Here is a 13,033-nt window from a genome sequence, read left to right as displayed (position 1 = left end):
TGCCATTTTGTAGTAATTAAACAAACATTTTAAAAATACGACTCACAAAAATATAGAATACGCCGATTATTTGTAGTCTTAAACACAATACATGACAAAAAGCCTCACTCGCTGACTCTTCATAGCCCGTAGTTCTGTAATCAAAATAATCTGCTTACCGCGTACCGGGCTCGGTTCGTTGCTGCTTAGCTGATAAGATTTCCCTTTGTTCGAGGCCTGAAAGCCTTTCACCTGAGAGAATTGTTGTGGAACTGTTCAAAGAATTCATGTTTGAGGCTGCGCATCGCCTGCCTCACGTACCTGCAGGACACAAATGTGGACGCCTGCACGGCCACTCATTCAAGGTAGCCGTTTATATCCAGGGTGAGGTTGATCCACATACCGGCTGGATTCGCGACTTCTCCGAGATCAAAGCCATATTCAAGCCGATCTATGAGCAGCTTGACCACAACTACCTGAATGAAATACCCGGCTTGGAAAACCCCACCAGCGAAGTCCTCGCCAAGTGGATCTGGCAACAGCTCAAACCTTTGCTGCCCGAGCTCTCCCGTGTACGTATTCACGAAACCTGCACCAGCGGATGCGAATACCGCGGCGACTGAAGCCTGTTGGCCTGCGCACGCATAACGCGGCGCAGGCTAGACATTAGAGACCGTAGCCTTTCAGAGCTTGCAGGAACTGATCTTCGTCCAGCACGTTAAGGCCTAACTCGTTGGCTTTAGCTAGTTTAGAACCCGCTCCAGGCCCAGCCACCACACAGCTGGTTTTCGCTGAAACTGAGCCTGCCACCTTGGCACCAAGACTCTCGAGCTTTTCCTTGGCTACGTCGCGGCTCATGGCCTCCAGAGTACCGGTCAACACCCAGGTTTGTCCGGCCAACGGCAAGCCTGCAACAACCTTTTTCTCGCTCTGCCAATGCATACCGAAGTCACGCAACTGCGCTTCAATTGCCTGGGCTTTCTCAAGATTGCCGGCAGCAGCAAAAAATTCGCGAACAGCATTAGCCTGCTTCTCTGGCAGCGTCTGACGCATGTCCAGCCAATCGGCACGAGCAAGCGCCTCAAGGCTTTGGAAGCGCTCCGCCAGTTTCTGCGCTCCGCCAGGTCCGACAAACGGGATGTTGAGCTTATCCAGCAGGCCAGCCAGGGTTGCACAGGCAGTGAATCCTGCGCCTAGTTCTGACTGATCTTGTAATTCCAAGCCGCATTCGCCTAACAGGCTCGCAATAACCTGCTGGTTATGCTCGTCCTCGAAAAAGCTGTGAATCTCATAAGCCACCTCCAAGCCAATATCAGGCAGGTAAGTCAGGACCTCAGGCAGGGCTTTCTGGATACGCTCCAACGTTCCCAGGGAGCGAGCCAGCACCTTAGCAGTCTCTTCCCCCACATCCGGGATGCCCAATGCATAGATAAACCGGGCCAGAGCTGGCTTTTTACTGCTCTGAATCGCCTGCAACAGCTTATTGCTGGATACCTCGGCAAACCCTTCCAAACCGATAATCTGGGCGTATTGAAGCTTGTACAGGTCTGCCGGTGAAGCGATCAGACTCTCATCAACTAACTGCTCAATGGTCTTATCACCCAGACCTTCGATGTCCATCGCTCGCCGCGAAACAAAGTGAATGATTGCTTGCTTCAGCTGAGCCTGGCAGCTCAGGCGACCGACACAACGATAAACAGCCCCCTCACTGAGCGTTTCTTTACCTTTGCTACGCTTAACAAGTTGTGTGCGCTCCACATGGGAGCCACACACCGGGCACTGTTCAGGGATATGCACAGCACGGGCCTGTTCGGGGCGTTTATCTAACACCACCTGCACAACCTGCGGAATAACATCCCCTGCCCGGCGAATGATGACGGTATCCCCGATCATCAGCCCCAGTCGAGCAACTTCATCCATATTGTGCAGGGTTGCATTAGATACCGTTACACCAGCCACTTTGACCGGTTTGAGACGGGCAACAGGCGTTACTGCGCCGGTACGACCCACCTGAAACTCGACATCCAAGAGCTCGGTCATTTCCTCCATTGCCGGGAACTTGTGCGCGATTGCCCAGCGCGGCTCACGGGCACGGAAACCCAATTCACGCTGAGACTCCAAGCTATTGACCTTAAACACCACACCATCGATTTCATAGGCCAGCGACGCACGGCGCTCACCGATATCACGGTAATACGCCAGACATTCATCTACACCCTTGGCGAGCTTCAGTTCACGACTGATCGGCATACCCCATTTTTTTAAGGCTTCAAGAATGCCGATGTGAGTTGCAGGTAAATCACCCTCAACCAGGCCAATGCCGTAACAGCAAAACTCAAGAGGACGGCTCGCGGTTATTTTCGAATCAAGTTGCCGCAAGCTTCCGGCAGCCGCATTACGCGGATTAGCAAAGGTCTTAGCCCCCTGCTCCAACTGCCTTGCGTTAAGCGCCTCAAATCCCGCCTTGGCCATAAAGACCTCGCCGCGAACCTCCAGCACGGCAGGCCAGCCTTCGCCTTTGAGTTTCAGCGGTATATTGCGAATGGTACGCACGTTGGCGCTGATATCTTCACCAGTGGTGCCGTCGCCACGGGTGGCGCCACGCACCAATAGCCCATCCTGATACAACAGGCTAACGGCCAGACCATCCAGCTTGGGCTCACAGCTGTACTCAACTTCTGCGCCACCACCGAAAAGATCGCCAGCAGGCAGATCCAGCCCTTCGTGAACGCGACGATCAAAATCCAGAAGATCAGTCTCTTCAAAAGCGTTACCAAGACTCAGCATCGGTACTTCGTGCTTAACTTGGCCGAAGGCACTCAAGGCCATACTGCCAACACGCTGCGTCGGAGAATCAGCCGTAACCAGATCCGGATGCTCAGCCTCCAACGCTTTCAGCTCGTGATACAGACGGTCATATTCCGCATCGGGAATGCTGGGCTCGTCCAGCACGTGATAGCGGTAATTGTGCTCATCCAATTCACTGCGCAATTGCAGGATGCGCTGGGCGGCTACGGAGGCGTCGGTCATTACTTTTCTCTCAAACGAAAAGAGCAGCCTTGGCTGCTCTTTTTTATTACAGGTCAAATCAGCGCTTGGTGGTCAGCTGCTTGCGTTCGTATTCGACAATGCGCTGGCGATAATGCTCAATGGTTTGAGCGGTCAGCACACTGCGCTGGTCGTCTTTCAACTCACCGTTTAATTCATGGGCCAACTTGCGTGCAGCTGCCACCATGACATCAAACGCCTGCTTAGGATGGCGAGGCCCCGGCAAACCAAGGAAGAAGCTGACTGCGCGCGTGCTGAAACCTTCGATATCGTCCAGATCAAAAGTACCCGGCTTAAGTGCGTTAGCCATTGAGAACAACACTTCACCGTTACCCGCCATGCTTTCATGGCGATGGAAAATATCCATCTCACCGAAACGCAGTCCGCTCTCCAAAATATTCTGCAGCAATGCAGGACCTTTAAAGCCAGCGTCATCACGTGCAACCACGTTAATGACCAACACTTCTTCAACAGGCGGCAGCTCTTTGGGTTCTTCTTTCTTCGAACTCTTCGATGGTGAAGAGGCCTTAGCAGGCTTCTCTTCATCCACAGGATTGAGCAGAGTTGGAACCGGCTCATCCAAATCAAGATTCAAGTCACCTTGCTGTGGCTCGCCTGTACGGCGGCGATTAAGCTCGCGCGCACTTAGGGACGGCAAATCCTCTTCATCGAGTACGGGTTCTTTGCTGCGATCCACCACACGTGGTGGGCTTAATAGGTTTGGATCGTCCTCATCAGGCACGTTGGCAAAACTGCGATCAAGCTTGAACTTAAGCTTGCCTTTGCCGCCGCGCATACGGCGCCAGCCGTCAAAAAGAATGCCTGCAATTACAATGATGCCGATGACAATTAGCCACTCGCGCAGACCAAATTCCATGAAATACCCTGACCCCTGAAAATGAAAATGTAATGAAAAAAGGGTTTAAAACGTATTTTGCTAATTCTTTTACGTAACGCCAAGCCTGTGTGGCAATGATAATGCCTACAGACAATAGTCAGCCCAATAATAGTGCACATAAAACTAGCACGATGGCGGCAAACTTTACACCGCTTGTCACATTAAGACTCAACCAGTGCCAATGCCTCCTCGACATCCACAGCAACAAGGCGTGAGCAACCGGGCTCATGCATGGTAACGCCCATCAACTGATCAGCCATTTCCATGGCGATTTTATTGTGGGTGATATAAATGAACTGAACACTTTCAGACATTTCTTTGACCAACTTGGCGTAGCGCCCGACGTTGGCGTCATCGAGTGGTGCATCAACCTCATCCAGCATACAGAACGGTGCAGGATTCAGCTTGAAGATGGCGAATACCAATGCCAACGCGGTCAAAGCCTTTTCGCCACCTGACAACAGGTGAATGGTGCTGTTTTTCTTGCCTGGAGGGCGCGCCATGATGGTTACGCCCGTGTCCAACAGGTCCTCTCCGGTCAACTCAAGGTAGGCATTCCCTCCACCAAAGACTTTAGGGAATAAGGCCTGCAAGCCCGCGTTAATCTGATCAAAGGTTTCCTTGAAACGATTACGGGTCTCCTTGTCGATTTTACGGATAACGTTCTCAAGCGTTTCCAATGCCTCATCAAGATCAGCATTCTGCGCATCTAAATAGCGCTTTCGCTCTGACTGCTGCTGATATTCATCAATAGCCGCCAGGTTAATCGGCCCCAGGCGCTGGATACGCGCTGCAAGGCGCTCAAGCTCCTCCTCCCAGCCGGACTCACTGGCCTCAGCCGGAAGCGTGCTAAGCACACCATGCAGGTCATAGTTATCTTCTTGTAGCTGCTCTTGCAGGGTTTTACGACGCACAGTCAGTGACTGCCACTCCATGCGTTGCTGCTCAAGCTGGGTACGTAACATTTGCGCTTGCTGCTCGGCTTGAGTACGGCGTTTTTCAGCGTCGCGCAACTCACGGTCAGCATCTTCCATCGCAACCCGTGCCAAACGCAGTTCGTCATCGACGGCCATGCGCCTTTCAAGCTGTTCTTCCAACTTTAGGCGCAGCTCTTCAAGCGGCGCCTCACCCTCTTCAAGATTAAGACTGAGCTGCTCACGGCGCTCATGCAGGCGTTGCGCTTGTAGTTTCAGGCGCTCCAGCGCCTGTGCTGTAGAATCATGCTGGGCCCGCAATGAGCCCAAACGCACGGCCAGTTGATGCGCATGATCTTTATGCTGGCGAGCCTCCTGACGGAGACGGTCAAGACCTTCACGAATCTTGTCACGACTAACTAGCAGAGTCTCACGCAGTTCGTTGTCTGCTGCCATGGAGTCGAGAGCGTCCTGCAAAACCAGCCGGGACTCACCCAGCTGCTCGGTTTCTAGTGCTCGCTGTTCAGCCAACTCTTGCAACTCGTGATCCAGGCGAGTACGGCGCAGCTGTAGCTGCTCCATCTTTGCCTGCCCGGCCGATAATTGAGCCTTGTAATCCGCCAAGCTACGAGCCTGATCCTGCACCTGACGCCTAACGTGCTCACGACGCTCCTCAACCTGACGCAGTTCGTCACGCAACGCTTGCATGCGCTCATCCAGTACAGCTAATGCAGCCTCTCGCTCCTCTCTCTCAAGCGTTAACTGCTCAATTTCCTGCCCGCGAGCTAACAGGCCACTCTCTGCTTCACTGGCCCTGCGAACTCGTAGAAAATGACGCCCCACCCAATAACCATCACGGCTAATCAGGCTTTCACCATCCAGCAGGCTCGCACGAGCTTGTAGCGCCGCATCGAGACTCTCCACAGGCTTCACACTGCCCAGCCAGGGCGCCAGATCAAGTGCCGACTCGACCTTGTCCAGCAAGCTACCGGCAACCCGCGTGCCGCCCTTGGCTAAGCCCGCCAATCGCAGTTCGCCATGAGTGAAGGCCGAGAAATTCAATCCGCCGAAGTCTTCAAGCAGAACCGCCTGTAGATCGGCCCCCAACACTGTTTCAACAGCCAGCTCCCAGCCAGCCTCAACACGCAACCCTTTAGCAAGCCTAGGCCGATCCGCCAGGTTCTGATCTTTTAACCACTGACCAGCCCCCTTACCCGGATCAAGCGCCGCCTGCTGTAACGCCTCCAAAGAGGACAGCCGACCGCTGAGCCGCTGCAACTCACCCTGAGCCTGTTGTTGAGCTTGGCTGCTGCTCTGAATATCGGTGCGAATTTGCTCAATACGCTCGGCGAACTGTTGCTCTTCGAGTTGTAGCTCTTCGAGGGTGATTTCCCCCGCTGTAATCTGTTCGCCCAACTCAATAATGGCCGCATCCTCAGGGTCAGCAGCCAGTTGTTGCAACTCATCGGTAAGACGGCGCTGGCGCTCACTCAAGCGCTCCAGACTTTGCTCAAGCTGAGCGATGCGGGACTGCTGCACCTCAGCCTGACGACGCGGTTCAGCGCTGCGCAGGTTGAAGCTGTCCCATTGCTCCTGCCAGCCCTGCATCGCACCTTCGGACTCTTCCAGTGCAGCCGCTGACTCTTCAGCCGCAGCGCTGCTGAGCTCAAGCTCAGGCTCAAGCATGGCCAGCTCTTCAGCAAGCGTGGCTTGTAAGGTCGTATCATGACCAAGGTGGGATTCCGTTTCCTGGCGAGCACGCTCAGCCTCGCGCAGATCGTCTTGCAACTGACGCAGGCGCTGCTGGCCGTGCTGGATGCTCTGCTCAATACGGGCAATATCTGCCCCGACCGAATAAAAACGCCCCTGAATCAGATTAAAACGCTCGCTCAGCTCATGATGGCCATCACGTAAGCGCTCAATGCTGGAGTCAGCACTGCGCTGCTCGGCCACGAGCGCCTCGAAACTAACTTCCTGGTTCCCAATAACCGCTTCACGCTGGCCAACAAGCTCGTTCAAGGCTTGCCAGCGCAAAGCCGTCAGTTGTGCTTTGAGCTGACGCTCCTCAGCTTTGTATTCCTGATATTTCTCAGCAGCTTGAGCCTGCCGGTGCAGACGCTCCAGTTGACGCTCAAGCTCTTCGCGCAGGTCGGTCAGACGAGCCAAGTTTTCTTGAGTGCGACGGATACGGCTCTCAGTCTCACGGCGACGTTCTTTGTATTTAGAGATACCTGCAGCTTCTTCGATGAAGTTACGCAAATCCTCAGGCTTGGCCTCAATCAGCTTAGAGATCATCCCCTGCTCAATGATCGAATAGCTGCGAGGCCCTAGGCCGGTACCCAGGAAGATGTCGGTAATATCCCGACGACGGCACTTGGTGCCATTAAGGAAATAAGTGTTTTGGCCATCACGGGTGACCCGGCGGCGAATTGAGATTTCGTTGTAACCCGCATATTCCCCCGTGAGCGTGGCATCCGAGTTATCGAATACCAGTTCAATCGAGGCTTGTGTAACGGGTTTGCGGGTATTGGAACCGTTGAAGATGACATCGGTCATCGACTCGCCGCGCAAGTTCTTCGCCGAACTTTCGCCCATCACCCAACGAACGGCATCGATAATGTTCGACTTGCCGCAACCATTGGGCCCGACAACCGCCGCCATATTACTGGGGAAGGTTACCGTGGTTGGGTCAACAAAAGATTTGAAACCGGCCAGCTTAATGCACTTGAGCCGCATGTACCGCCTTCCTTAGGAGTCCTCCAGGGCTGCCAAAACCAACTGGCAATTATCTTCAGCATAACTCAGGAGCAACTGGCGGATTGCTTGCTTATCCCGGTTGACCAGTGCCTGTAGCAAGGATTCGAATGTAGCAAAAAACTTGCCCATCTCCCCCTTACGTTTTTCCAGCGACAGATGATATGTCCGAGTGATGGCTGGCACCAGATCTTCTACAGTTTGCTGCAAATAAGGATTACGAGCAAAAGGATATGTTTCGCGCAGCACTTGGAAGCTGCCATTGATAAAACCCTTTATGTCCTTTTGCTCAAGTGACGCAATCAGGCGGGCCTTGTGTTCAAAAAAGGGCTTCAGATCTGACTCGGTCTTCCAGTTTTCAGCAACTGCACATCCTAGCAAGATGTACAGCTCAACCACCAATGCATACAGGCTCTTTACGTTCTCAGCGCTCAACTCCGCAACATGAGCCCCACGTCGCGGCAAAATCACTACCAGATGGCGTCGCTCGAGAATAAGCAATGCTTCACGAACCGATCCACGACTTACATCAAGAGCCTGCGTAACTTTTTGCTCTTGAATCCTTTCCTTAGGCTTCAATTCTCCATAGATGATACGTTCTGTGATGTGACTTGCAATTTGCTCGGCGAGACTGTCCGGTGCCTTAAACATACGGGTATTCCTCAGGCTTATGGCGCCTGATTAAAAAGAGGTAAACGAGAGGGGGCATACAACCTGGATAAGCCACCGCAATCCTTGGCGAAAGCTTGGTAATGCAGAATCTCAGTGTAACACACAGTGCTTAAAGGCCAAAAGCCATGTGCTAGAGCCTTCGGCTGACCTTTTACACGTGCTTAAGCCTAGGTGTTAGGCTCTAAGAAAACACCTTTATTCCGGTAGTTTGAACGTATCGATGCCGGCGAATTTACAAGAGATAGCTGCTACCAATACCGGCACAATCACGGACAAAAAATGGACATACAGACTTGGCTTTTATTCAGCAGCGCAGCACTGGTCGTCATTCTGATACCCGGACCACTGACACTGTTAATGGTCAGCAACAGCCTGAACTACGGACTGAAAAACTCGGCACCCGCCTTCCTCGGCGGAGTTGCAGCGTCCCTATGCCTGCTTAGCGCCTCCGCGCTTGGGCTTGGCGCGCTACTACTGGCGTCTGAACAACTATTCAACTGTCTGAAGTTGATAGGCGCGCTTTACCTGTTCTATTTGGCCTGGCAGAGCTGGCAGGCATCAAGGGCCCCAAACCAACCTACCTCAAGCACCGGAGCCCCTCCTCCCCCACGTCCAAGCACTCTGTTTGGTAAGGCATTTGCACTGGGTGCCAGCAACCCCAAAGACATCCTGTTCTTTGCCGCATTTCTGCCGCAATTTATCACTGCTAATAGCCCTATCTACACGCAACTCGCCGTCATGATCGGCACATGGGCTTCGCTCGATCTGGCCTGCAAACTCTTCTATGGCTTGGGTGCGCAGTGGATGAGCCGATATTTACGCTCTGGAAACGGGCAGCGATGGTTTAACCGTATCAGCGCCGCCCTGTTTGGAAGTGCCGGTGCACTCTCACTCATGAGCAGCCACAACAACTAAGCGTTACACGGCGCGCCTGTACTGCCCCTGCTCAATCCCATACAGCAAATGCGTTGAGAGCGAGCTTTCAGGGTCCACATCTGGGTGCAAAAACGTCTGCTTAAAACTCATTCCCAGACGCCGCATTACTGCTTCTGAACGATGATTGGAATGAGCTGTAAACGCCACCACTTCAAGCAGACCTAGATCATCAAACGCATAATCCAGACAAACTATCGCTGCCTCAGTGGCATAACCACGCCCCCAAAATCGCCGATGCAGCCGCCAGCCTATTTCCGTACAGGGTGAAAATGAAAATTTTTCAGGCTGATGATGGAGCCCCGTAAATCCTACAAACTGGCCAGACGCTTTCTCTTCAATTGCCCAAAAGCCCCAGCCTTGGGACTCGATATATCCCTGGCAGCGCTCCGCCAGCGCATCGCTCTGCTGACGCGTCAGGCATGCAGGAAAATGACGCATCACCTGAGAATCTGCGTTCAACTCAGCAAATCCATCAAGGTCAGACTTGCGCCATAGCCGTAAAATCAATCGTGAAGTTTCCAGGTGCATAATGCCTCCGGATGAACGAGAGTTGATGTTCCTACCCCTTTTCGGACAAGGAAGTATTCAACTCAAAGGGGCTGCTACTGCGACGGTGATTACGATCTTCCCGCGGGGTTGCGCCAAAAAAATTACGATAAGCACTGGAAAAGTGCGGTCCAGAAGAGAAGCCACAAGACAAACCAATCTGAATAATCGACTTGCTGGTTTGCATCAGCAACTGTCGAGCCTTATTTAGGCGAAGCTCGAGATAATACTGGCTCGGAACACGATTGAGATATTGCTTGAAAATACGTTCCAACTGACGTCGTGACACGCAGACATGCTGAGCAATTTCGTCAGTAGTCAGTGGCTCTTCAATATTGGCCTCCATCAGTAACACGGCCTGGGTAAGCTTAGGATGGCTTGAGCCCAACCGGTTCTGAAGGGGTATGCGCTGGCGCTCCCCACCCTCCCGAATGCGTTCGACTACTAACTCTTCAGAAACAGCGCCAGCTAGCTCCGCACCATAATCGCGCGCCAGAATGGCTAACAGCAGATCCAACACAGCTAGACCGCCACACGCAGTTAGGCGGTCACGATCCCAGTCGAACAGGTGGTTAGTCGCAATCACCTTGGGGAATCGCTCGCTGAAATCATCCTGCCAGCGCCAATGTACGGCTGCCCGATACCCGTCCAGCAGTCCCATTTGAGCCAGCGGATACACACCAGCCGCAACGCCAGCAAGGACGCACCCAGAGCGGACCAATAACTTTAATGCTGAGCTAAGCGCAGCGGACAACGTTGCAGGAGGTTCGTCTGCTAACAGGAACAGTCGATCAAGGCTTTCCAACTTACCATGCCAAGCCTCCCCCGGCAGCTGCCAGGCTCCAGACTCAGGTGGCTCGGCTTGCAAGAACTGCAGCTCGTAGACAACTTCAGGGTGCACCCGATGAGCGACCTGGAGCGCCTCCTCTGCCAGCGCCAAAGTGAGCGGCCGGGTTCCCGGCCAGATCAGGAAACCAACTCGATGGACGTTCATGCTGACAGTCTAGGCATTGCTTCGATCCTTAAAGCTCAGTTTCCGACTACTTCAAACTGCCGGAAAGAAACTGCTGTAAGCGTTCAGATTTAGGACTGGCCAGGACCTCTCGCGGACAACCTGTCTCCTCAACTAGGCCTTTATGTAGAAATATCAGCTGATTGGAGACTTCACGAGCAAAACCCATTTCGTGAGTAACCACCACCATGGTACGCCCTTCCTGCGCCAAAACCTGCATAACCTTCAGCACATCCCCAACCAACTCAGGGTCAAGTGCGGACGTCGGCTCATCAAACAGCATGACCTCAGGCTCCATCGCCAACGCACGGGCAATGGCCACGCGCTGCTGCTCGCCACCACTCATATGAGCCGGATAAGCATGCTTGCGATGAGCCACTCCAACTTGGTTCAAGTAATGCTCAGCCTTTTCCAACGCCTCACGCTTGCTGATGCCCAACACATGCACAGGAGCTTCTATCACGTTCTCCAGCACATTCATGTGGGACCAGAGATTGAAATGCTGGAAGACCATGGACAAGCGCGAACGCATGCGCTGCAACTGCTTATCATCTGCCGCGCGCAAAGCTCCATCTTTGCCCGGCCGCAGCTTTAGCTCTTCGTTATTGAGCAGAATCCGCCCGCTGTGTGGCTGTTCAAGCAAATTGATACAGCGCAGAAAGGTACTCTTACCTGAACCACTGGAGCCGATAATACTGATGACATCACCCGCTTTAGCCGCCAGCGACACGCCCTTCAACACCTCATGGTCGCCATAGCGTTTATGCAGATCCTGTACTTCAAGTTTGTACATGGGTTTCACTCTATTGAATCAGTCGTAGACCGCACGACCCGGGCAAAATTCTTCACTCACAACACGCTCATGACTTACGCGGCGCCAGATAGGCCAACCAGCGGCGCTCTGCCAGTTTGAACAGTCGCACCAGAATAAGCGTCAGCAGTAGATAGAACAGCCCTGCGGTAATGAACGCCTCAAATGGCAAGTAGTACTGTGAACTCACGGTACGCGCAGCACCGGTGATATCGACCAATGTCACGATTGAGGCAAGGCTAGTGCCATGCAGCATCATGATCACCTCATTACTGTATTGTGGCAGAGCCCGGCGCAAGGCAGACGGGAGCAAAATGCGCCGGTAAAGCTTGCCACGGGACATCCCCATCGCCTTGGCCGCTTCAATTTCACCATAGGGCGTCGCCTTCAGGCTCCCAGCCAGAATCTCGGCGGTATAGGCACTGGTGTTGATGGCAAATGCCAAACACGCGCAAAAGGTCGCACTGGAGAAATAAGGCCACAGGCTGCTTTCCCGTACCAAGTCGAACTGAGCCAGACCGTAATAGATCAGGAACAGTTGCACCAACATTGGCGTGCCACGAATTACATAGGTATACAACCAGGCCGGAAAGTTGACCCACGCCGAGCGAGAAATACGCATCAGACCAAGCGGAACCGCAACCGCCAAACCTACAGCCAGAGAAATAGAAAGAATCTTAAGGGTGACCAACAACCCCTCAAAATAAAGCGGCAGGTTTTCCCAGATCACATTCACATCAAATATCATTGCTGCGCCCCCTCTTACAATTCAGCGGATCTAATGCCGACCGAATAGCGCTTTTCCAGGTAACGCAGTGCCAGCAGCGAGACACTGGTAATCACCAAATACAACGCAGCAACAGCAAGATAAAAGGTAAACGGCTCACGCGTCGCATCAGCGGCGCTCTTAGCCTTAAACATCATGTCCTGTAACCCCACCACCGAAATTAGCGCCGTAGCCTTAGCCAGAACCAGCCAGTTATTAGTAAAACCGGGGATAGCGAAACGGATCATCTGCGGCACAAGAATGCGGAAAAAAACCTGGCGGCTGCTCAAACCGTAAGCCAGGCCTGCTTCAGCCTGCCCTCTGGGGATTGCCATGAAGGCACCACGAAATGTCTCCGACAAGTAGGCCCCAAAGATAAAGCCCATGGTGAAGACACCCGCGATAAACGGATTAATATCAATGTAATCCTCATGGCCTAGCATCGGTGCAATTCGATTGACCATGTCCTGCCCGCCATAAAAGATCAGCAAGATCAGTACCAAGTCAGGAATACCACGGATCACCGTCGAGTAGGTCTCCCCCAAAAATGAGAGCCACTTTACCGGTGAGAGCCGACAGGCAGCCCCAACCAACCCCAGCACAATTGCCACCGCCATGGATGTCAACGCCAAAGCTAGAGTGACCCAGGCACCTTCAAGAATGGTCGAGCCATAGCCATTAAGCATGCACCGCTTAC

Annotated in this window: 11 protein-coding genes; 2 read left to right on the top strand and 9 right to left on the bottom strand. The window is 53.2% G+C overall.

Translation table 11 applies throughout. The features are described from left to right. Positions 1–245: 245 nt before the first annotated feature. A complete protein-coding gene (gene queD / locus WG219_09415) occupies positions 246–602 on the top strand; it encodes a 6-carboxytetrahydropterin synthase QueD (GenBank protein WXL27651.1) in 357 nt (118 codons plus the stop codon). A 43-nt stretch (positions 603–645) separates the two neighbouring features. Here queD and ligA read toward each other — a convergent pair whose 3' ends face one another. The 4 genes from ligA to WG219_09395 form a co-directional block, all read right to left on the bottom strand. After that, entirely contained in the window at positions 646–3,009 is a 2,364-nt protein-coding gene (ligA, locus tag WG219_09410; GenBank protein ID WXL27650.1) for an NAD-dependent DNA ligase LigA, read from the bottom strand. 58 nt (positions 3,010–3,067) lie between these two features. Continuing rightward, positions 3,068–3,904 (bottom strand): cell division protein ZipA, encoded by an 837-nt coding sequence (gene zipA / locus WG219_09405; GenBank protein ID WXL27649.1) that lies wholly within the window; start codon positions 3,902–3,904, stop codon positions 3,068–3,070. A gap of 182 nt (positions 3,905–4,086) precedes the next feature. Then, positions 4,087–7,575 carry a chromosome segregation protein SMC gene (gene smc / locus WG219_09400; protein ID WXL27648.1) on the bottom strand — a complete coding sequence of 1,163 codons (3,489 nt, stop codon included), beginning with the start codon at positions 7,573–7,575 and terminating at the stop codon, positions 4,087–4,089. A gap of 12 nt (positions 7,576–7,587) precedes the next feature. After that, positions 7,588–8,244: a GntR family transcriptional regulator gene (locus WG219_09395; protein ID WXL27647.1), complete on the bottom strand. Its 657-nt coding sequence runs from the start codon at positions 8,242–8,244 to the stop codon at positions 7,588–7,590. Positions 8,245–8,544: 300 nt separating this feature from the next. Between WG219_09395 and WG219_09390 the strand changes: the two genes are divergently transcribed. Beyond that, positions 8,545–9,180, top strand: a complete 636-nt coding sequence (locus WG219_09390) for a LysE family translocator (protein ID WXL27646.1) — start codon at positions 8,545–8,547, stop codon at positions 9,178–9,180. A 3-nt stretch (positions 9,181–9,183) separates the two neighbouring features. Here WG219_09390 and WG219_09385 read toward each other — a convergent pair whose 3' ends face one another. The 5 genes from WG219_09385 to WG219_09365 all read right to left on the bottom strand — a co-directional run bounded on the left by WG219_09385 (position 9,184) and on the right by WG219_09365 (position 13,022). After that, a complete protein-coding gene (locus WG219_09385) occupies positions 9,184–9,729 on the bottom strand; it encodes a GNAT family N-acetyltransferase (GenBank protein WXL27645.1) in 546 nt (181 codons plus the stop codon). A 31-nt stretch (positions 9,730–9,760) separates the two neighbouring features. Further along, positions 9,761–10,741 (bottom strand): GlxA family transcriptional regulator, encoded by a 981-nt coding sequence (locus tag WG219_09380; GenBank protein ID WXL27644.1) that lies wholly within the window; start codon positions 10,739–10,741, stop codon positions 9,761–9,763. Positions 10,742–10,787: 46 nt separating this feature from the next. Then, complete coding sequence (locus tag WG219_09375; protein WXL27643.1) at positions 10,788–11,552, bottom strand: ATP-binding cassette domain-containing protein; 765 nt, start codon at positions 11,550–11,552, stop codon at positions 10,788–10,790. 67 nt (positions 11,553–11,619) lie between these two features. Further along, a complete protein-coding gene (locus tag WG219_09370; protein WXL27642.1) occupies positions 11,620–12,318 on the bottom strand; it encodes an ABC transporter permease in 699 nt (232 codons plus the stop codon). 14 nt (positions 12,319–12,332) lie between these two features. Further along, complete coding sequence (locus WG219_09365) at positions 12,333–13,022, bottom strand: ABC transporter permease (protein WXL27641.1); 690 nt, start codon at positions 13,020–13,022, stop codon at positions 12,333–12,335. Positions 13,023–13,033: the final 11 nt, after the last annotated feature.

This window comes from Pseudomonas mendocina, assembly GCA_037482215.1.
Taxonomy (GTDB): Bacteria; Pseudomonadota; Gammaproteobacteria; order Pseudomonadales; family Pseudomonadaceae; genus Aquipseudomonas; species Aquipseudomonas mendocina_E.
This window is presented reverse-complemented; position numbering and strand designations above follow the sequence as displayed.